General features: G+C 66.5%; 18 protein-coding genes. 10 read left to right on the forward strand and 8 right to left on the reverse strand.

Annotated elements, in window-relative coordinates; translation table 11 throughout:
• The first annotated feature begins 102 nt into the window (after window positions 1-102).
• Entirely contained in the window at window positions 103-861 is a 759-nt protein-coding gene (locus F3H41_RS17860; protein ID WP_149740041.1) for an SDR family oxidoreductase, read from the forward strand.
• Between the two features lie 192 nt (window positions 862-1,053).
• Here the strand turns inward: F3H41_RS17860 and F3H41_RS17865 are convergent, their stop codons facing one another.
• Window positions 1,054-1,842, reverse strand: a complete 789-nt coding sequence (locus F3H41_RS17865; protein WP_149740042.1) for a Crp/Fnr family transcriptional regulator — start codon at window positions 1,840-1,842, stop codon at window positions 1,054-1,056.
• 87 nt (window positions 1,843-1,929) lie between these two features.
• Complete coding sequence (locus F3H41_RS17870; protein ID WP_149740043.1) at window positions 1,930-2,316, reverse strand: hypothetical protein; 387 nt, start codon at window positions 2,314-2,316, stop codon at window positions 1,930-1,932.
• 124 nt (window positions 2,317-2,440) lie between these two features.
• Here F3H41_RS17870 and F3H41_RS17875 point away from each other — a divergent pair, with 124 nt between their 5' ends.
• Both F3H41_RS17875 and F3H41_RS21635 read left to right on the forward strand, forming a co-directional pair.
• Window positions 2,441-3,190 carry an SDR family oxidoreductase gene (locus F3H41_RS17875; RefSeq protein ID WP_149740044.1) on the forward strand — a complete coding sequence of 250 codons (750 nt, stop codon included), beginning with the start codon at window positions 2,441-2,443 and terminating at the stop codon, window positions 3,188-3,190.
• 301 nt (window positions 3,191-3,491) lie between these two features.
• Window positions 3,492-5,906 carry a methyl-accepting chemotaxis protein gene (locus F3H41_RS21635; RefSeq protein ID WP_149740045.1) on the forward strand — a complete coding sequence of 805 codons (2,415 nt, stop codon included), beginning with the start codon at window positions 3,492-3,494 and terminating at the stop codon, window positions 5,904-5,906.
• Between the two features lie 226 nt (window positions 5,907-6,132).
• Here F3H41_RS21635 and F3H41_RS17885 read toward each other — a convergent pair whose 3' ends face one another.
• The 5 genes from F3H41_RS17885 to F3H41_RS17905 form a co-directional block, all read right to left on the reverse strand.
• A complete protein-coding gene (locus F3H41_RS17885; protein WP_149740046.1) occupies window positions 6,133-6,882 on the reverse strand; it encodes a pyridoxine 5'-phosphate synthase in 750 nt (249 codons plus the stop codon).
• A gap of 448 nt (window positions 6,883-7,330) precedes the next feature.
• On the reverse strand, window positions 7,331-8,077 hold the full coding sequence (locus F3H41_RS17890; protein WP_149740047.1) for an ATP-binding cassette domain-containing protein: 747 nt from the start codon (window positions 8,075-8,077) through the stop codon (window positions 7,331-7,333).
• Window positions 8,070-9,125 (reverse strand): ribose ABC transporter, encoded by a 1,056-nt coding sequence (locus F3H41_RS17895; RefSeq protein ID WP_149740048.1) that lies wholly within the window; start codon window positions 9,123-9,125, stop codon window positions 8,070-8,072. The genes F3H41_RS17890 and F3H41_RS17895 overlap by 8 nt, the downstream gene beginning before the upstream one ends.
• 170 nt (window positions 9,126-9,295) lie before the next feature.
• Entirely contained in the window at window positions 9,296-10,288 is a 993-nt protein-coding gene (locus F3H41_RS17900) for an ABC transporter substrate-binding protein (RefSeq protein ID WP_149740049.1), read from the reverse strand.
• 134 nt (window positions 10,289-10,422) lie between these two features.
• On the reverse strand, window positions 10,423-11,346 hold the full coding sequence (locus F3H41_RS17905) for a sugar-binding domain-containing protein (protein ID WP_210246674.1): 924 nt from the start codon (window positions 11,344-11,346) through the stop codon (window positions 10,423-10,425).
• A gap of 306 nt (window positions 11,347-11,652) precedes the next feature.
• Here F3H41_RS17905 and F3H41_RS17910 point away from each other — a divergent pair, with 306 nt between their 5' ends.
• From F3H41_RS17910 to F3H41_RS17925, 4 genes are all read left to right on the forward strand, one after another.
• Window positions 11,653-12,567 (forward strand): tagatose-bisphosphate aldolase, encoded by a 915-nt coding sequence (locus F3H41_RS17910; protein ID WP_149740114.1) that lies wholly within the window; start codon window positions 11,653-11,655, stop codon window positions 12,565-12,567.
• Between the two features lie 16 nt (window positions 12,568-12,583).
• Window positions 12,584-14,155, forward strand: a complete 1,572-nt coding sequence (locus F3H41_RS17915; protein ID WP_244616263.1) for an ROK family protein — start codon at window positions 12,584-12,586, stop codon at window positions 14,153-14,155.
• Between the two features lie 152 nt (window positions 14,156-14,307).
• Window positions 14,308-14,556 (forward strand): BrnT family toxin, encoded by a 249-nt coding sequence (locus F3H41_RS17920; RefSeq protein ID WP_149740050.1) that lies wholly within the window; start codon window positions 14,308-14,310, stop codon window positions 14,554-14,556.
• Window positions 14,553-14,888 carry a BrnA antitoxin family protein gene (locus F3H41_RS17925; RefSeq protein WP_149740051.1) on the forward strand — a complete coding sequence of 112 codons (336 nt, stop codon included), beginning with the start codon at window positions 14,553-14,555 and terminating at the stop codon, window positions 14,886-14,888. The genes F3H41_RS17920 and F3H41_RS17925 overlap by 4 nt, the downstream gene beginning before the upstream one ends.
• A gap of 6 nt (window positions 14,889-14,894) precedes the next feature.
• Here F3H41_RS17925 and F3H41_RS17930 read toward each other — a convergent pair whose 3' ends face one another.
• Window positions 14,895-16,307: an XRE family transcriptional regulator gene (locus F3H41_RS17930; RefSeq protein WP_149740052.1), complete on the reverse strand. Its 1,413-nt coding sequence runs from the start codon at window positions 16,305-16,307 to the stop codon at window positions 14,895-14,897.
• A 204-nt stretch (window positions 16,308-16,511) separates the two neighbouring features.
• Between F3H41_RS17930 and F3H41_RS17935 the strand changes: the two genes are divergently transcribed.
• The 3 genes from F3H41_RS17935 to F3H41_RS17945 all read left to right on the forward strand — a co-directional run bounded on the left by F3H41_RS17935 (window position 16,512) and on the right by F3H41_RS17945 (window position 19,450).
• On the forward strand, window positions 16,512-18,044 hold the full coding sequence (locus tag F3H41_RS17935; RefSeq protein ID WP_149740053.1) for an acyl-CoA carboxylase subunit beta: 1,533 nt from the start codon (window positions 16,512-16,514) through the stop codon (window positions 18,042-18,044).
• 113 nt (window positions 18,045-18,157) lie between these two features.
• Entirely contained in the window at window positions 18,158-19,063 is a 906-nt protein-coding gene (gene yghU, locus F3H41_RS17940; protein WP_149740054.1) for a glutathione-dependent disulfide-bond oxidoreductase, read from the forward strand.
• A gap of 9 nt (window positions 19,064-19,072) precedes the next feature.
• Window positions 19,073-19,450 (forward strand): hypothetical protein, encoded by a 378-nt coding sequence (locus F3H41_RS17945; protein ID WP_149740055.1) that lies wholly within the window; start codon window positions 19,073-19,075, stop codon window positions 19,448-19,450.
• Window positions 19,451-19,598 lie beyond the last annotated feature (148 nt).

Genomic DNA, 19,598 nt, shown 5'->3' on the forward strand with positions numbered 1-19,598 from the left:
GAAGCCACGTCGTCCCGCGCCCGCAGGCCGCCCCGGCAGAACGGCCTGCGGCAAACCGAAAAGATGCGCTAAAGCAGAGGAGAAGAGGGAGGAATCAGCACCATGACACAGCCAAGGATCGCACTCGTCACCGGCGGCGGCACGGGCATCGGCAAGGCCATCGCGACGGCGCTCGCCGGCGATGGCTACACGCTCGTCATCAGCGGCCGGCGCCTTGCCGTGCTGGAGGAAACGGCAGCCGCCATCGCGGCCGAAACGGGGGCGGAGGTGCGCGCCATTGCCGCCGATGTCGGCGATCCCGCCTCGGTCGCCGCGCTCTTCGCCGCCATCGAGGCCGCCTTCGGCCGGCTCGACCTTCTCGTCAACAATGCCGGCATGGGCGCCCCGGCCGTGCCGATGGAAGAGCTGACCTTCGAGCAATGGTCGGCCGTGCTCGCCGCCAATCTCACCGGACCCTTCCTCTGCACCCGCGAGGCCATGCGGCTGATGAAGGCGCAGACCCCGCGCGGCGGGCGCATCATCAACAACGGCTCGATTTCCGCCCAGACGCCGCGGCCCTTCTCCGCGCCCTATACGGCCACCAAGCACGCCATCACGGGCCTCACCAAGTCCACCGCCCTCGACGGCCGTCCCTTCGATATCGCCTGCGGCCAGATCGACATCGGCAACGCCGCCTCCGACATGACGGCCCGCATGGGCGGCGGCGTGCTGCAGGCCAACGGCGAGATCCGGCCCGAGCCGACCATGGACGTCACCCACGTCGCCCGCGCCGTCCTCTACATGGCCAGCCTGCCGCTGGACGCCAATGTGCTGACCATGACGGTCATGGCGACGCAGATGCCGCTGGTGGGGCGGGGGTAGGGGTGGGTTGAGGGGCGGGCGTCGCAAGCCCCTCATCCGCCCTGTCGGGCACCTTCTCCCCGAGGGGTGAAGGGATGGGCGGCGCTTGTGTGGCCTACCCTCCTCGTCTCTTCTCCCCAGCGGGGAGAAGATGCCGGCAGGCAGATGAGGGGGTTAAACACCATCCCTCATCCCCCCTAGACCCGCCACGCCTCAGGCGAACGCCGGCGTCGCCGTCGCTGCCACCACGGGCGGGACTACGGCCCCGTCAGCGCGCTTGGCCTTGCGGGTGCCTGCCGTCATCCCGCCGGCCAGCGCCGCCAGCAGGCCCATGTCCTTCACCGTCACCACTTCCGGGTGGTCGAAGGCGATCACGCTGTCGCGCTTGAAGGCGTTGAGGCAGCGGCTGACGGTTTCCAGCGTCAGGCCCAGCCAGTCGGCAAGGTCGGCGCGGGTGAGGTAGAGCGTGAAGGTCACGCGCCGACTCGCCGCATGGCGCTGCCGGCGGGGAAACTGGGCGGCGAGGTCGATCAGGGCGGAGGCGACGCGCTCGGTCGCCGTCTTGCGGCCGAGCAGCGTGGCATGCGCCAGCGAGCGGGTCAGCATGTCGCGCATGGCCGCCTCGATCGCGCCGCGCTCGGCCGGGCCGGTCGCATCGAGCGCCTCCAGCCGCGTGAAGGTCAGCGTTTCCGCCCCCGAGGGCGCGCCGCCCGTCAAGGCATTGCCGATGAGACGGCCGGGGCCGAGCACGTCGATCACCTGCCGCCGCCCGTCCGGCAGCGCCTGGAAGACGGAAACGCACCCTTCCGTGATGCGATAGACGAAGGGGCAGATGATGCCCTGGTGAAAGAGCGCGGTGCGCGGTGCGATCAGCGTGTTGCCGAGCGGGCGGGTGCAGAGCGGCCGCTCGCCGCAAACGGCATCGCAGGCAGGCTTCAGCGCAAGGGTTTCCGCAGGGGTTTCCAAGGCCGGAACGGCGGCGATCAGCGTCGGATTTGACATGGGTACGGCTTCCTTCGGCGACGGCGGCACGCTTTTTCGGCCGCACGGCGGATGGCTTTCCCGCCGGGCATCCGGCAGGCGGTGACATCAGGCAGGAAGAAGGGCGGGCGGCCCACGCGCCGAAAGCGCGCCGGTGCTGAGCGGGGGCGGCGCGGCAGCGGCAAAGGCCTCCATCCGGCCAAGGCTGATCCGGTCGGGGCCATCGAGCGCCAGCGGGCCGGGCCCGGGCAGAAGGAAGGTGGTCGGCAGGCAGCAGGCGAGGCATTTGCCATGCCCGCCGCCATGGTCCGGCTCATCGTCGCCATCGAGGCAAAGGTCGGGAAGCGTGCCGTCCGGCAGGGTGAAGGCGGCCATGGAGGGCCCGGCCTTCACCGTGCGCGCCGCCACCGGCGGCCAGACCAGCGCCAGGCACAGCACCGCGACGGCGCAGACGATGCGCAGCCACAGCGAGCCCTTGGACGTCCTGTCGATCATGCCGGTTCCCGGTTTCGTTCCAAACAGATAGGCGTTACGGTGTCTTACCGCAATGCGGCAGTTTGTCGGCAGACGGCGCACCCCGTTCATTTCGCTGTGACTGCAATGCGCGAAAGGAGTTCCCATGTTCGATCTTTCCGGCAAGACCGCGCTCGTCACGGGCGGCGGGCGCGGGCTTGGCCTTGAAATGGCCAAGGCGCTGGCGCGGGCCGACGCGCGCGTCTTCATCAACGGCCGCGATGCGGACGCGCTCGCGGCAACCGTCGATGCCGCCGGTGCCGAGGGCGTGCGTCTGGAGGCGGTGGCCGGCGATGTGCAAGGAGACGCGGCGCGGATCGTTGCCGATGTCGTGGCGGCGGCTGGCGGCCTCGACATCCTCATCCACGGCGTCGGCGTGCGCGACCGGCGCGGCATTCGCGATCTGCCGGTCGCCGATTTCTCCCGCCTTGTCGAAACCGATCTCGTCGCCGCCTACGGCATGGCGCAGGCCGCGCTGCCGCATCTGGAGCACGCGCCGGCGGGACGGCTGATCTTCGTCACCTCGATTGCCGCGACCCATGCCAAGCCCGGCGACCCCGCCTACACCGCTGCCAAGGGCGGGCTCGAGGCGCTGACCCGCTCGCTCGCGGTCGAGATCGGCGCCGATCGCCTCACCGTCAACGCCATCTCGCCGGGCTGGTTCGCCACCGAGACGAACCGGCATCTGGCCGAGGATGAAAGCCTGAAGCCCTTCGTCGAGGCGCGCATTCCGCTGAAGCGCTGGGGCCGGCCCGACGAGATCGCGAGCGCCGCCGTCTTTCTCGCCGCGCCGGAATCGAGCTTCGTCAACGGCCATACGCTCGTCGTGGATGGCGGCATGACGGCGCAGATGTGACCGATCGCGGGAATTTGCAATCGTCATTTTGTACTGTCGGACATGCCGATTTCTACTGATGGGTGATCTATTTTATTTCAGTTCTACCGTATCACTGTCTCACATATGAGACAGAATGTTCGCACGTACGAGTTGAGAAATATCTTTAAAATATTGATTAAGCGGCATAAATAGCATTTTAGGATGCTACGGATCTCATCATTTGCGTTAAGGATGTCGAAACCCTGCGCGTGAAAGCCTCGCCCCATCAAGTCATTCCAGCGATCTTTTCTTCTGTTCTGAAGAAAAAAGGGGGTTCGTCATGCAGTTTCGATCGATCAAGGCAAAAATCGTCGTGCTCTCCAGCCTGAGCATGATCACCGCCAGCGGCGCCCTGCTCGCCTATGGTTTCATCTCGTCCTCCAGCAGTCAGGCCTATGTTTCCGACAATGTCTCGGAGATGACGCGGGACCTGACCAAGGAGAGCCTGCTTCGGCTCGGCGCTTCCCAGGCAGCCACGATCCGCGCGTCCCTCGACGGCGCCTTCGATGCGGCGCGCAATCTCGCCCGCGGCTTCGAGGCGGTGGTCGGCGGGCCGGCCGCGACGCCCCCTGCCGAACGCCGGGAACAGCTGAATGCCATGCTGCTCACCGTTCTCAAGGACAATCCGCGTTTCAACGGCACCTACAGCGCCTGGGAGCCGAATGCGCTCGACGGGCTCGATGCGGATCACAGGAACGACCAGCGCGCCGGCTCGGATGCCACGGGCCGCTTTCTGCCCTATTGGACGCGCGATGCGGCCGGCAAGATCGATATCCAGCCGCTCGTCGAATATGACAGCCGCGATCTGCACCCCAACGGCGTGATGAAGGGCGGCTGGTATATCGGCCCGCAGTCGGGCACGGGCGAAAGCATTCTCGATCCGCTTCCCTATATCGTGCAGGGCAAGAAGGTCTATCTTGCCACCATGTCCGTGCCGATCACCGTCGACGGTCGTTTTGCGGGCGTGGCGGGTGCCGACTTCGACCTCTCCTTCGTCCAGACGCTGGCCAATGAGGTGAAGGCCGGCATGTATGACGGCAAGGCCTCGGTCGAGATCATCAGCAATATGGGCCTCGTCGTTGCCTCCAGCGAGCGGCCCGATACGATCGGCCAGCCGGCCGAGGTGGCAACCGCCGCCATTCCGGACCTGATGGAAACGATCCGCGCCGGAAAGGCCGTCGCCACGCACGCCAAGGGCCGCCTGCAGGCCGTTTCGCCGATCGTCATCGGCCGCACGGCAACGCCCTGGGCCGTGATGATCGACGTTCCCGAGGATGTCGCGCTCGCCAAGGCGATCGCGCTGGATCGCTCGCTTGCCACCCGCAATGCCCGTGACCAGTGGATGCAGACCCTTGTCGGCCTCCTCATCGCCGGTGCCGGCGTGCTGGCCATGTGGTTCGTCGCCCGCTCCATCGCCCAGCCGATCAGCGCCATGACCGGTGCGATGCGCCAGATCGCCGGCGGACAGCTTGAAACCGAGATCCCGGCCGCCGACCGCGTCGACGAGATCGGCAGCATGGCGGGCGCCGTCGCCGTCTTCCGCGACAATGCCATCGCCAATCTCGCTTTGGAAAAGGAAGCCGGCGAGCAGCGCCAGATGGCCGAGGGCGAACGGCGCCGGGTGGCCGATATCGAAAAGCTGAAGGCCGAAGAAACCGCCCATGCCACCGGCCAGCTCGCCACCGGCCTCAAGCAGCTGGCCGCCGGCGACCTTGCCGTGCGCCTCGACGAGCCCTTCGCCGACGCCTTCGAGGACCTGCGCGCCGACTTCAACCGCTCGGTCGCCCAGCTCGCCGAGGCCATGGCTGCCGTATCCACCGCGGCCGCCTCCATCGATGCCGGCTCGGCCGAGATCAGCCGCGGTTCGGACGATCTGTCCAAGCGCACCGAGCAGCAGGCCGCATCGCTCGAAGAGACGGCTGCGGCGCTGGACCAGATCACCGCCAATGTGTCGAATTCCTCGCGCCGCGCCGACGAGGCCCGCACCGTCGCCACGGAAGCCAATCGCAGCGCCGCCGAAAGCGCCCGCGTCATGTCCGGTGCCGTGGAGGCCATGGAACGCATCGAGCGCTCCTCGACACAGATCGCCAACATCATCGGCGTCATCGACGAAATCGCCTTCCAGACCAATCTTCTGGCGCTGAACGCAGGAGTCGAGGCGGCCCGCGCCGGCGAGGCGGGCAAGGGCTTTGCGGTCGTCGCCCAGGAAGTGCGCGAGCTTGCCCAGCGTTCGGCCAAGGCCGCCAAGGAGATCAAGGACCTCATCCGCAATTCCGCGACCGAGGTGGAGCACGGCGTGCGCCTCGTCTCCGACACCGGCGAGGCCCTGCGCGCCATCGGCACCCATGTCGCCGCCATCCACGAACATATGGAGGCGATCGCCACCTCGGCGCGCGAACAGTCCGTCGGTCTGTCGGAGGTCAATACTGCCGTCAACCAGATGGATCAGGTCACCCAGCAGAACGCCGCGATGGTGGAGGAAACCAATGCCGCGAGCGCCGCGCTCGCCAGCGAATCGACCGCGCTGCGCAGCCTGATTGCCCGCTTCCGGCTTGCCGGCGGTTCCGACCATGTCGTGGAGGCTCTGCGCGCCACCGCCCGCGGCATGGCCCAGCCCTCAGCGCCCGCCACCATCCGTCGGGTGGCCACTGCGCGCGCGGCCAAGGGCCCGGCGGGTGGCTGGCAGGATTTCTGACCGAGCAGTGTCAGGAACGGTGCGCCGATCCCGAACGGCCCCTCCGGGACGGCGCACCCATCAAGAAAACGCCCCGCCACCTTGCCCGCAGCGCCCCCGCTGCGGGCTTTTTCCTGCCACACGGCGACCGTCTCTTCTTCCCCCGGGGAGAAGGTGGCCCGATAGGGCCGGATGAGGGGGACCCCCAGACGCGCCGCCTGCCGTTATCCGGTAAAATACGCTCGCCTCACACGTCCTGCCCGCAGGCGCGGCGGAAGCGCCGCACGGTTTCGGCCATGCCGTGGATCAGCGCGTCGGCCGTCAGGTCATGGCCGATCGAGACCTCCGCGAGCTTCGGGATACGGGCAATCAGGGCCGGCAGGTTGGCCACCGTCAGGTCGTGGCCGGCATTGACGTCGATGCCGCGCGCCAGCGCCGCATCCGCCGTGCGACCGAGCAGGTCGAGCTGCTTCTCGGCGCCGGCGGGATCGGCATGGCAGCCGCCATAGGGTCCGGTGTAAAGCTCGATACGATCCGTGCCGACGGCCTTTGCCACATCCATCGCCGCTTCGCTGCCATCGCCATCAGCAAAGCAGGAAACGCGGATGCCGTGCCCCTTCAACTCCTTGATGGTCTCGGTGAGGAAGTCCTTGTGGGTCGCAAAGTCCCAGCCATGGTCGGACGTCGCCTGAGACGGATCATCCGGCACCAGCGTCACCTGATCGGCGCGCCCGGCAATGCACAGGTCGAGAAACTGCCGGGTCGGATAACCCTCGATGTTGAATTCGGCCTCGGCAAACGTGTCGATGAGATCGCGCAGCACCGGCACGTCGGAAAAGCGCACATGCCGCTGGTCGGGGCGCGGATGCACCGTCAGCCCCTGCGCGCCCGCCTCCAGCGCGATCTTCCCGATCCCCTCGACGCTCGGCCACGGCAGGTCGCGGCGGTTGCGTAAGTATGCGATGGCGTTGACATTGACGGAAAGGGCAGTGGTCATCGGCATGTCCAGACGTTGTGACGGATCGAATGTCGCGCGCCACAATGCGGGTGGCCGCGCGCCGACCATATCGGGGCGGCGGCGCCGGTGAAAGAGGCGGCGGAAGGATTTGGCGTCAGGGTGACAAGTGGGGGATAACCCCGAGGAATGCGTCCATTACCGTGGTGTACAAGACCAGCGGGGGCGTCTGGTTGACATGACAGCGACCTTCAAGTCAGCCTATCTTAAGAGATGATCTCCGGGGAATGCGTCGGAAATCGGGCGCGGTGCAAGGGCGCCGTCTTCACCGGGCTACACCCTATCGGCGGTCATCCTCGGGCCTGACCCGAGGATCCATTCCTCGAGCGCATCGGGTGCCGTGTGGATGCTCGGGTCAAGCCCGAGCATGACGGCGGTTGGGCTGAGGGCCTGCACGACAGCGAACGCCGCCGCCGAAAGCCGCTCCCCATCACCCCCCGATCATCAGCTTCACCACCTCGTCATGCGTCGTCTCCGCGATGTTGCGTTCACCCGCGACAACGCCGCGGCGCAGGACGACGATGCGGTCGGAGACGGCGAAAATGTCCTGCAGGTTGTGCGAGATGAAGATCACGCCTTTCCCTTGGGTTTTCAGCGACTTGATGAGAGAGATCACCTTGCGCTGTTCCGGCACGCCAAGGGCTGCCGTCGGCTCGTCCATGATGAGGATCTTGGCGTTCCAGTAGACGGCGCGGCCGATGGCGACGGCCTGGCGCTGGCCGCCGGAGAAGTTGCTGACCGGGGCGTCCAGCCGTTTGACGTGGAAGTCGAGCTTGGCCATCGTGTCGCGGGCCGCATCCGCCATCTTCTTGCGGTCGATGGCCGGCAGGAAGCCGAAGCGCTTCTTCATCGGCTCGCGGCCGAGGAAGATGTTGGCCCCGATCGTCAGGTTGTCGGCGAGCGCCAGATCCTGGTAGATCGTCTCGATGCCGAGCGCACGGGCCTCCTGCGGCGAGCCGAAGCTGACCGGCTTGCCCTCGATGAGGATCTCGCCGGAGGTCGGCGGATAGACGCCGGACAGCGCCTTGATCATCGTGGTCTTGCCCGCGCCGTTGTCGCCGGCCAGCGCCACCACTTCGCCCGGACGGACCACCATCGAGCAGTCCTGCAGGGCCTTCACCGCGCCGAAGTGGCGGGACAGATTGCGGATTTCCAGGAGGGGGGTCTGACTATTCATCCTGTTTGCCTCCGCTGAAGCGACGCTGTGCCTGGTCGATGAGGACCGAGATGATGATGACGATGCCGACGGCGATGAACTGCCAGAAGGGTTCGACGTTGAGGAAGACGAGGCCGTACTGGATGACGGCGATGACGAGCGCGCCGGCCACCGTGCCGATGATCGAGCCCGAACCGCCGAACAGCGACGCGCCCCCGATGACGACGGCCGCGACGCTGTCGAGCAGCAGCGGCTCGCCGGCCTGGGCGGCGCCGGCCGTGAAGCGGGCGGCATAGAGCGCGCCGCCGAGGCCCGCGCACATGGCCGAGAGCACGTAGAGCTTCAGGATATGGGCGCGGATATCGATGCCTGCGCGGCGTGCGGCCTGCATGTTGGCGCCGATCGCGTAATTGTGCTGGCCGAAGCGCGTTTGGCTGAGAATGTAGTGCATCACCAGCACGAAGACGGCGGTGACGATGACGAGATAGGGAATGCCGAAGATGCGGCCGTTGCCGAGCATGGCGAACCAGCTGTTGTTGACCGGCACCGTGGTGCCGCCGGCCAGAAGGAAGGCCGCGCCGCGGGCGACGCCGAACATGCCGAGCGTGCCGATGAAGGGCGGAATCTTCAGCCGCGAGATCAGCAGGCCGTTGATGATGCCGGGAATGGCGGCAGCCGCGACGGCGGCCATGATGCCGACGAGCATGGCGACCGGCAGCGGCATGGCGAGACCGGCGAGATTGACGATGTGGGCCGCGACGACGGCAGCCAGCCCCATGATGAAGCCGGTCGAGAGGTCAATGCCGCCGGAGATGATCACGTAGGTCTGCCCGACCGCGATCATCAGCGGCGCGACGGCAAAGATCGCCACGGACTGCCAGTTGAAGGGCGAAAAGATGAAGGTGCCGCCGAAGGACAGGCGTGCCCAGATCTCGAAGGTGATGATCAAGGCGCCGAGGAAGAGCCACGCCCGGAGCTGGGCGATGCGCTGCATCAGCGTCTTGCCGGTGTCGGCATGGTCTGCCTCGGGGGCGACATGCTTGGCGGCTTCGGTGGTCATGGTTGACATTTCCGTCCTGTTGTCAGCGGGGGCCTGTTTCAAGCTGCAATGGTTTCACGAAGGGGTATGGGGCGGCGTCCCGAGGCACGGCCTTGGCGCGTGGCGACGGCAGCGCCCGGGCCTGATGCATCAGGCGCTGCCGTCAACCCTCGGGAGGTACCTCGGTGAAGCCTTGCGGCTTATTCGGAGTAGATGAACTTGGCGACGTTGGGGTCGGCCACGTTGTTCTTGTCGATGACGGTGAAGCCGGTGCCGATCGCTGTCGGAACCGAGTTGCCCGTCAGGTGCGCATAGGCCGCCATCACGCCGAAATATCCGATTTCGGCCGGATGCTGGGCGATGGCAACGTCCACGAGGCCGCTGTTGATGTTGTCGACGATGCTGCCGGGCGCGTCGAAGGCAACGACCTTGACGGTGCCCGTCTGGCCCGCCTGCTGCACGCCGTTGGCGGCACCGAGAGCGGAGAAGAGGTTCGCGCCGAAGACGCCGGCCAGATCCGAGTTGCGGGCATAGACGGCCTGCAACTGCGAGGCAGCCTTGTTGGCGTCATTGTCGTTGAACTGGGTTTCGAGAACCGTGATGCCCGGATATTTGGCCATCTCGTCCTTGAAGCCCTGCTCGCGCTGGTCGGTGGTGGAAATGCCGGGCTTCACGTTGGAAACGTAGACCTTGCCCTTTTCGCCGATCGCAGAGGCCAGCGCACGGGCAGCCATGGCGCCGCCGAGCACGTTGTCGGAGGCGACGTAGGAGATCGGGAAGTCGGCATCGCCGGCACCCGTCTGGTACTGGCCGGTGCCGATGAAGGTATCGACCGTGATGACCGGGATGCCGGCGTCAGCAGCCTTCTTCAGCGGCTGCACGAGCTGGGTCTTGTCGGTCGGGGCGATCAGGATGGCGTCCGGCTTCTTGGCGATGACGGCATCGAGAACCGGAACCTGGGTGACCGGGTTGAAGTCCGGCGCGCCCTGGAAGACGAGTTCGGCGCCGACAGCCTTGGCGGCCGCTTCCGCGCCCTTGCGCATGGTGATGTAGAAGGCGTCCGTCGTCAGGCCCGGAATGAGCGCGATGGTGAACTTCTTGCTGTCCTGGGCGCTGGCGCTACCGGCCGAAAGCGCAATGGCGCCTGCCACAGCCAGAACACCGGCGGCTTTGAAAAGTGAACGACGCTGCATGGTCTCCTCCTCGAGATGAGCGTTTTTTCGAGCACGCCCCACTCCTCCAGCGGGCCGTGCACGCCTATCATCACGCCCGATTTTGTCGCGCGTCAAGTGCAATTTTTTCCAGAAAGATATTTCTTAGTGCTTTTTTAGGTGTGATCGCCCGCACGGGAGGCCGCCAGGCGGCCCAGTATCGCCTGCGCCGAGACCGTGTCGGTCACCAGCGCATTGACCATGCCGGCCCGCACGGCGCCGATCATCGCCTCGGCCTTTTCGGCGCCGGCCGCCACGCCGATCGACAGCGGCGCGGTGCGCAGTTGCGCCGCCGAGGCCGCGATCATCCGGGCCTCGCCCTCCCAGTCGAGAAGGCGGCCGTCCTCGCTGACATAGTGGCGAATCACGTCGCCGGCAGCCTCTACCAGCGCCTTTTCGCCGGCCGTCGCCGCGCTCGTCTCGGAGGGCTGCGGCGCGTGGGTGAGGCCAATCCCGACGATGGCGCAGTCGAGCCGGTTCCACAGCGCCACGGTCTCGCTGACGGAGGGATCGGCCAGCACCGCCTCGCGCAGTTCGGGCGAGGAGAGGTAGGGAACATGCAGGAAATGCGGGGCGCCGCCGATCTGCTCCGCGGCGAGACGCACGAATTCATTGATCTGGAAATGCGCCGCCGCCTGCTGCATGCCGCCGGTCAGCGGCACGATGCTGGCGCGCCCCAGCGCCGGCAGCCCGGCCAGCACCACTTCGCGCACCGCGCGTCCCCAGCCGATGCCGATCACCGCGCCGTCGCCGAGCCCGGCCGCCTTCAGCATGCTGCCGAGCGGCTGCGCCAGTGCGCCGAGCACGCCCGTCTGCGGCGTATCGATCACCGCGGCCGTCTTCAGGCCGAGAGCGGCGATCAGGTCCGCCGTGATCTCCTCCGGCGAGACCAGATCCAGCACCTCGATGCGCACGATGCCCACGGAACGGGCCTTTTGCAGCATGCGCGAGACGGTGGCCGTGGACACGGAGAGTTTGCGCGCGATGTCGATTTGCGACATCTCGGACTCGTAGTGCAGCTTGGCCACCATGTGCAGCATGGCGCGCGTTGCCGGCGTCTCGGAGGCGGGTTGCGGAGGCAGCTTGCAATTCCTTTCAGAAACGTGTTACATCACCCTCATTGGAGTTATCGCCGAAAACCAGCGTCTGCGCAACGGAGACTGCGACACCTGCGATCCCCCGACTTTGGCGGGGCTCGAGCGGTTTTGCAGCCGAAGGCGCCGTGCTGCGCGCTTTTGGCCGAAGCGCCGGTCCGAGAGGGCGGCGAAAACATGCGGCGGGCGAAGGCCCGCCCGGAAGCGGGCCACGATCGTGCCCGCAAGGGAGGAAGACCGATGACTGCCCCGATGAACGCGATGACCACGGCCGAACTGCGCGGCTACCAGCAGATCTGCGGCCATGACGGCGCCATGATGGTGATTGCCTGCGACCAGCGCGGCGGCATGCGCCAGGTGCTGGCCGATACGCCCGAAGCCCAGGCGAAGATCGGCAACGACGTGCTCGGCGACACCAAGGCCGATATTGCCCGCTACCTCGCCGTCGAGGCCGGCGGCGTGCTGGTCGATCCCGTCTGCGCCGTGCCGCAGATCGTCGACAGCTGGACCCTGCCGCGCAACACCGGCCTTCTCATCGGCCTCGATGCCTCCGGTTTCGACGTCACGCCCGAAGGCTATCGCCTCTCGAAGCTGGTGGACGGCATCACGGCCCGCCGCGTGCGCGAACTGGGCGGCACCGGCGGCAAGATCATGGTCTATCTGCGCGCCGACAGGCCGGAGGCCAACGCCCACAATATCGAGATCCTGAAGAGCTGCATCGAGGATTTCGTCCGCGAAGATCTCTTCCTCGTCGTCGAATTCCTCACCTATCGTCTCGAGGGCGAAACCAAGGAAGCTTATGAGGCGGCCCTCCCTGGCCTCATCGTCGAGGGCAGCCGCATTTGCCTCGATCTCGGCTCCAAGGTGCTGAAGATCCCCTATCCGGGCTCGGACGAGACCTGCGCGGCCGTCACCAAGCTGTGCGCCGGCGTGCCGTGGGCGGTGCTGTCCGCCGGTGTCGATCATTCGACCTTCCTCGGCCAGGTCGAAAGCGCCATGAAGAACGGCGCCTCCGGCGTCATCGCCGGCCGGTCGCTGTGGAAGGACTGCATCTCGCTCGACCGCGCCGTCACCAAGCAGCGCCTCCAGGAAGTCGCCGTTCCGCGCCTGCGCGAGTTGCAGGCGATCATCGGCAAGTACTTCGCTGCACCGCGCGCTGCGGCGTAAAGCTGGTCCGCGGATCATGGCGCTGACAGGTTTGCGTGAGGCGATCGGCCTCGACATTGGCGGCACGCGCATGCGCGTCGCCCGTGTCGATCAGGCCGGCACGATCATCGCGAAAAAGATCATCGACGGTTGCCAGGAGCCCGAGCGGGCACTGGCGATGATGATCGACCTCATCGCGGCCTTCGACCGTCCCGAGGTCGCCGCCATCGGCATCGGCATTCCCGGCCGTGTCGATGCACGCGCGGCCAGGGTGCTCTCCGGCGGCTTTCTCGATCTATCCGGCATCGACGTGAAGGGCCGCATCGAAGCGCGCTTCTCGCGGCCGGTCAGGCTGGAAAACGACTGCTCCATGGCGCTCATCGCCGAGGCCCGCATCGGCGCGGCGAAGGGGCTCGAGAACGTCGTGATGCTGACCATCGGCACCGGCATCGGCGGCGGCGCCATGCTGGATGGCCGCATCGTCTATGGTCGCCAGGCCGCCGGCCAGCTCGGCCACATCGTCGTCAACGAAAACGGCCCGACCTGCGTCTGCGGCCAGCAGGGCTGTGTCGAACTCTATTCCTCCGGCACCGCCTTCGGCCGCCTGAAGACGGCCGCCGGCTTTCCGGCCGACCTGCGCTGCGAGGAGGTCATCGACCGGGCCGGGGCGGGCGACGGGCCGTGTGCCGCGCTTCTCTCCGACTGGGCCCGCCCGCTGCGCGCCGCCCTCAACACGCTCTCCGCCAGCTTTGATCCCGATATCCTGCTGCTCGGCGGCGGGCTCGGCGACAGTGCGCTGAAGGCGCTTGCCCACGCCCCCGACGCCGGCCGCTGGTATCGCACGCCGGTCGCCGCCGCAAAGCTTGGCGACGATGCCGGCATGATCGGCTCGGCGCTCGCTGCGCTCGAAGCGCTGGGGCAGGGCATGTCCGGCTCTTCCACCCGGCCAAGCACCGCCGACTGTGCGGCCACGGTGTCCGCGCAAGCGTCCACACCGGTCGCTGCTCCCCCCTTTGCCGCGCCCCCCTTTGCCGCGTCCATTGGCGCGGACACTCGCATCGACCAGCCAGCCAGCGCTGCAAAACGCCTCATCCTCGTCAACGGCGTGCCGGCCTCCGGCAAGAGCAGCGTCGCGCGGCGCGTTGCCGCGCTGACGGGCGCCACGCTGATGGCGCTCGATACGATCAAGAACCCCTTCCTCGCCCGCATCGAAAACGTCGACCGCCCCTTCAACCGCACGCTCGGCCAGGCAAGTTATCAGGCGATCTTCGATGTCATCGCCGCCTCCGCCCCCGGCACATCCTTCGTCGTCGATGCCTGGTTCGGCTTCCAGCCGCTCGAAGACCTCGATCGCTACCTTTCCGCCTCCGGCGTGACAGTGCTCGCCGAGATCTGGTGCAGCGCGCCGCCCGAGGTGATCGGAAAGCGCTATCGCGCCCGCCTCACCGAACGCCTGCCCGGCCACCCCGGCGAAAGCTACGTCCCCGAACTCATCGCCCTCGCCGCCCGCGCCACCCCCACCGGCCGCGCCCCGCTGCTTACGGTGGACACAACCGTGCCGTTCAACGAGGAAAGGGCGATGACCTGGCTGGATGGCGTGTTGGGGTAAGGGCGGCGCTCAAACGAGCTCCGAGGCAGGCTCCGTCTGTCTTGGGACGCTTCGATCACCGAACTAGCCACAGTTTCCGTTGACCGCGCCCGCCCCGAGTTCCGTGCGGGCGCATTCTTGTTGACCCTTGATTTTTCGTGTACGAAAAATACATGAAGATCGTCTATGGCAATTCCAAGCGCCTGACCAATCTTCAGACGCACGGTCTGGATTTCGCCGATCTCGATCTGGACTTTTTCGATCAGGCGGTGGTCGTACCGGCAAAAGGCAACCGCTCCCTGGCGATCGGCCCGTTTCAGGGGATGATCATCGCGGCGGTGCTTTTCAAGCCGCTGGGTGCGGAAGCTCTGTCCATCATCTCCCTGCGTCCCGCCAGCACGAAGGAAAGGAAGCTGCTATGACTGTCCGGTTTTCCTCAAAGCGTCCCCTTACGGAAGAGGAAGAGGCCGACGTGCAGCGCATGATTGCCTCTGACCCTGACAATCCCGAGGTCACCGAGGAGCAGGTCGCAAAGGCGCGCCCCTTCCGCGACGTCTTTCCGGATCTTGCCGCCAGCATCGACCGGGAAAAGGCACGGCGCGGCCGCCCCAAGCTCTCCTCGCCGAGGGTCGCCGTCACGCTCCGCATGGAGCCGGCCGTCCTCGAGGCCTTCAAGGCAACGGGCGAAGGATGGCGCAGCCGGATGGAAGACGCCCTTCGCCGGGCCGCCGGCATCGATGAGACGGCGGGCTAGCGCCCATCACCCCATCTCATACGGCAAGGCCCCGCGCCGGTCGTGGTCGATCGTCAGCTTGCGTTTCAGCGGCGGCACGGCGCGTTGCGGGCAGCGGGTGCGTTCGCAGATCCGGCAGGAAATGCCGATCGGGTCGAAGGCGGCGCGGCTCTTGAGGTCGAGGTCGTCGGCATAGACGAAGCTTTCGGCATAGGAGATCTCGCAGCCGAGCGCGATGGCATACCGCGGCTGAAGCGCGCGAAAGCCGCCGCCGCCCTTGGTGATCTGCGTGGCGAGACAGAGGTAGCGCGCGCCATCGGGCGTTTCGGCCAGTTGACGGATGATGCGGCCCGGCTGTTCGAAGGCCTCGTGCACGTTCCACAAGGGGCAGGCGGCACCGAAGCGGGCGAATTGCAGCTTGGCGGCGCTGTGGCGCTTGGTGATGTTGCCGGCCCGGTCGATACGGGCGAAGAAGATCGGCACGCCCTTCAGGCCCGGCCTTTGCAGGGTCGAGAGCCGGTGGCAGACCTGTTCGAGGCTGGTGCCGAAGCGCACGGCCATCAGTTCGATATCGTGGCGCAGCAGCCGCGCCGCCTTCAGGAAGGGCTGATAGGGCATGATCAGCGCCCCCGCGAAATAATTGTGAAGGCCGATGCGACAGATCTCCTCGGCCTCGCCGGTGCGAAACCCCGCTTCCGAAACGATCGTCTCCACCAGCGGGCCTGTCTCCAGCTGCGCGATCTGCAACGCCGTCTGGAAATCGCGGGTCGGCGCCGGCGCATAGGCATTCAGCGTCAGGATGCGGGACGCCGGATCGTAGCGGCGCAGCGTCTCGTCGCCGGGCTCGGCCCTCACGACACGCACGCCGTGGCGGCGTTCGAGATGGGCGGCGAGCGCGCCCGGCCGCTCCCCTTCGCCGAGCCCGATCTCGGCCGCCAGTTGCTCGGCGGCAAGGTCCAGCGCGTGGATATAGTTGTCGACGAAGTGGAAGAAGTCGCGCACCTCCTCGTATGGCGTCGTCTCGCCCGCGCCCGGCTGGCGGCCGAGGCGGTCGTCGAGGCTGGCGAGCTCGTCCGAGGTGCGGCGATAGGCCTGGTGGCTGGCGATCAGCGCATGCGCCAGCCCCGGCGCGTTCTGCACCACCAGCTTCAGCTCCTGCAATCCCGGCTCGTATGCCGCAAACAAGGGATCGGCCAGCGCTTCGGACAGCGCCGAGAGCAGCCGGTCGTCTTCCCCGGATGACAGTTCGCCGATGTCGATCTGGAACTTCTCCGCCAGCGCCAGAAGCACGGCGGCCGAAACGGGTCGCTGGTTGTTCTCGATCTGGTTGAGGTAGCTCGTGGAAATGCCGATACGCTCGGCAAACTGCGCCTGCGTCGCCTTGATCTGGTCGCGCAGCGCGCGCACCTTGCGGCCGATATAGAGCTTTCCGATCGCCATGTTGCAACTTCGCAATTTACTGTTTGCAATTTTATAAACCCCGCACGCACACATGATCAAGCCTTCCGGCCTCGATCCTTTGTCGCTATTGCTCGCATCCGAAAATCCGGCGACAGTGCGCTCAGGAGATGCGGACCAAACCGCATGAAAACAGGCAGATAGGCAGCGGCCCCGCAGCATCGGACGCGCCTTTGGGAGGGCAGAATGCAATCGGTTCTGGCAGAACTGGAAGCCCGGCGCGCCGCGGCAAAGGCCGGCGGCGGCGAGCGGCGCGTTGCGGCCCAGCATGGCAAGGGCAAGCTGACGGCGCGCGAGCGCATCGAGGTCCTGCTCGATCCCGGCTCCTTCGAAGAATACGACATGTATGTGACCCATCGCTGCGTCGATTTCGGCATGGCGGCCGACAAGACCGCCGGCGATGGCGTCGTCACCGGCTGGGGCACGATCAACGGTCGGCAGGTCTATGTCTTCTCCCAGGATTTCACGGTGCTCGGCGGTTCGCTCTCCGAGACCCACGCGCAGAAGATCTGCAAGGTCATGGACATGGCGGTGCGCAATGGCGCGCCGATCATCGGCCTCAATGATTCGGGCGGCGCGCGCATTCAGGAGGGCGTCGCCTCGCTTGCCGGCTATGCCGAGGTCTTCCGCCGCAATGCCGAGGCCTCCGGCGTCATCCCGCAGATCTCCGTCATCATGGGCCCCTGCGCCGGCGGCGCGGTCTATTCGCCCGCCATGACCGATTTCATCTTCATGGTGCGCGACACCTCCTACATGTTCGTCACCGGGCCTGACGTGGTGAAGACGGTGACGAACGAGATCGTCACGGCCGAAGAGCTCGGCGGCGCTTCCACCCATACGAAAAAATCCTCCGTCGCCGATGCCGCCTTCGAAAACGACATCGAGACGCTGGAGCAGGTGCGTCTCCTCTTCGATTTCCTGCCGCTCAACAACCGCGACAAGCCGCCGGTGCGCCCCTTCCACGACGATCCCGCCCGCCTCGAAGCCCGGCTCGACACGCTGATCCCCGACAGTTCCACCAAGCCCTACGACATGAAGGAACTGATCCATGCCGTCGCCGATGAGGGCGATTTCTTCGAGATCCAGCGCGACTACGCGAAAAACATCGTCACCGGCTTCATCCGTCTGGAAGGCGAGACGGTCGGCATCGTCGCCAACCAGCCCATGGTGCTGGCCGGCTGCCTCGATATCGACTCATCGCGCAAGGCGGCCCGCTTTGTGCGCTTCTGCGATGCCTTCTCGATCCCGATCCTGACGCTGGTGGACGTGCCCGGCTTCCTGCCCGGCGTCGCGCAGGAATATGGCGGCGTCATCAAGCACGGCGCCAAGCTGCTCTTTGCCTATTCCCAGGCGACGGTGCCGATGGTCACCCTCATCACCCGCAAGGCCTATGGCGGCGCCTATGACGTCATGGCCTCCAAGCACATCGGCGCCGACATCAACTATGCCTGGCCGACCGCCGAAATCGCCGTGATGGGCGCGAAAGGCGCCACCGAAATCCTCTACCGCTCGGAACTTGGCGACGCCGACAAGATCGCGGCGCGCACCAAGGAATACGAGGAACGCTTCGCCAACCCCTTCGTCGCCGCCGAACGCGGCTTCATCGACGAGGTCATCATGCCCCACTCCTCGCGCCGCCGCATCGCGCGCGCCTTCGCCAGCCTCAGGGGCAAGCGCAAGGAGCAGCTCTGGCGCAAGCACGACACGATTCCCCTGTGATCCCCCGTAAGCTTTTGGGGCGGAAAATCGCCCGCACCGGTCTATAATGACCGCAGCGCCCGATCCTCACCCAAGGAGGCGGGCAGGAGCCAACGAGATCGAGGACCAAAGCCATGACCAGCAAACCGCCCGAAAACAATCTCCCCGCCGGCTATGTGGTGCCGGACGTCTGGACCTGGGACAAGGGCAATGGCGGCCAGTTCGCCACTATCAATCGCCCCATATCAGGCCCGACCCATGAGAAGGAGCTGCCGGTCGGCAAGCATCCGCTACAGCTCTATTCGCTCGGCACCCCGAACGGCGTGAAAGTGACGATCCTGCTGGAGGAAATGCTGGCGGCCGGGCACACGGGCGCCGAATACGATGCCTGGCTGATCAATATCGGTGAGGGCGACCAGTTCGGTTCCGGCTTCGTCTCCGTCAATCCGAATTCGAAGATCCCGGCCCTGATGGACCATCAACCGAAGGATGGTGGCGCGCCCTTACGCGTCTTTGAATCCGCTTCGATCCTCGTCTATCTCGCGGAAAAATTCGGCGCCTTCCTGCCGACGGAGCTGCGCGCCCGCACCGAGACGATGAACTGGCTGTTCTGGCAGATGGGCTCGGCGCCCTTCCTCGGCGGCGGCTTCGGCCATTTCTACGCCTATGCGCCGATCCACATCAAATACGCCATCGACCGCTACGCCATGGAGGTGAAGCGCCAGCTCGACGTGCTCGACCGGCACCTGGCCGACAACCGCTATCTCGCCGGCGAAGCTTATACGATCGCCGACATGGCCGTCTGGCCGTGGTACGGCCTGCTCGCCATGGGCGAGGCCTATGGCGATGCCGGCCGCTTCCTGGAGGTGCAGTCCTACGCGAACGTGCAGCGCTGGACGGCCGAGATCGGCGCCCGCCCGGCGGTCAAGCGGGGCCGCATGGTCAACCGCACCTCCGGCACGCCGGAAAGCCAGCTGCGCGAACGCCACGATGCCGCCGACTTCGAGACGAAGACGGCCGACAAGCTGGCCAAGGGCTGAGGGGACACCATGGCCATCCTCCCCGACATGACCAAACATCGCGGTTTCCCAGGCGGCATGCCCGGCACCGGCATCCAGTTCACCATCCGCCGTGCCAATCCGAAGGGCGTGACGCCGCTGAAAGCCATTCCCCGCCGGGCCCGTCCCGGCACCAAGGAGCATCTGGTGGACGCCGCCTTCCTCCACGCGCTCTGGCACCATTTCGGCACCGAGCCCTTCGAACGCGGCAACCTCGACGCCGCCCGCCTCAACCTCCTCTTCGGCCGCGAGGTGATCCCAGCCGACAAGGATTTCGACCCGCTCTCCTACGAGGCCATGCTCGTCATCAACGAACGCGTCGCCCGGCAGAATTTTCCCGAGAGCTTCGACGACGTATTCGAGGTGTGAGGGCAGGGGGAGCTGACTGAGACACCGTGACCGCCCCTTCACCCTGCCCTCTCCCCGAGGGAAGAGGGGCCCGCCACAAGCGGGCCGCCAGTGAGAGGGCGAGCGCCCGCCGCACCGTCTATTCTCCCCTCGGGGAGAAGATGCCGGC

Source organism: Rhizobium sp. RU20A, from assembly GCF_900155885.1.
In the GTDB taxonomy this organism is placed as follows: domain Bacteria; phylum Pseudomonadota; class Alphaproteobacteria; order Rhizobiales; family Rhizobiaceae; genus RU20A.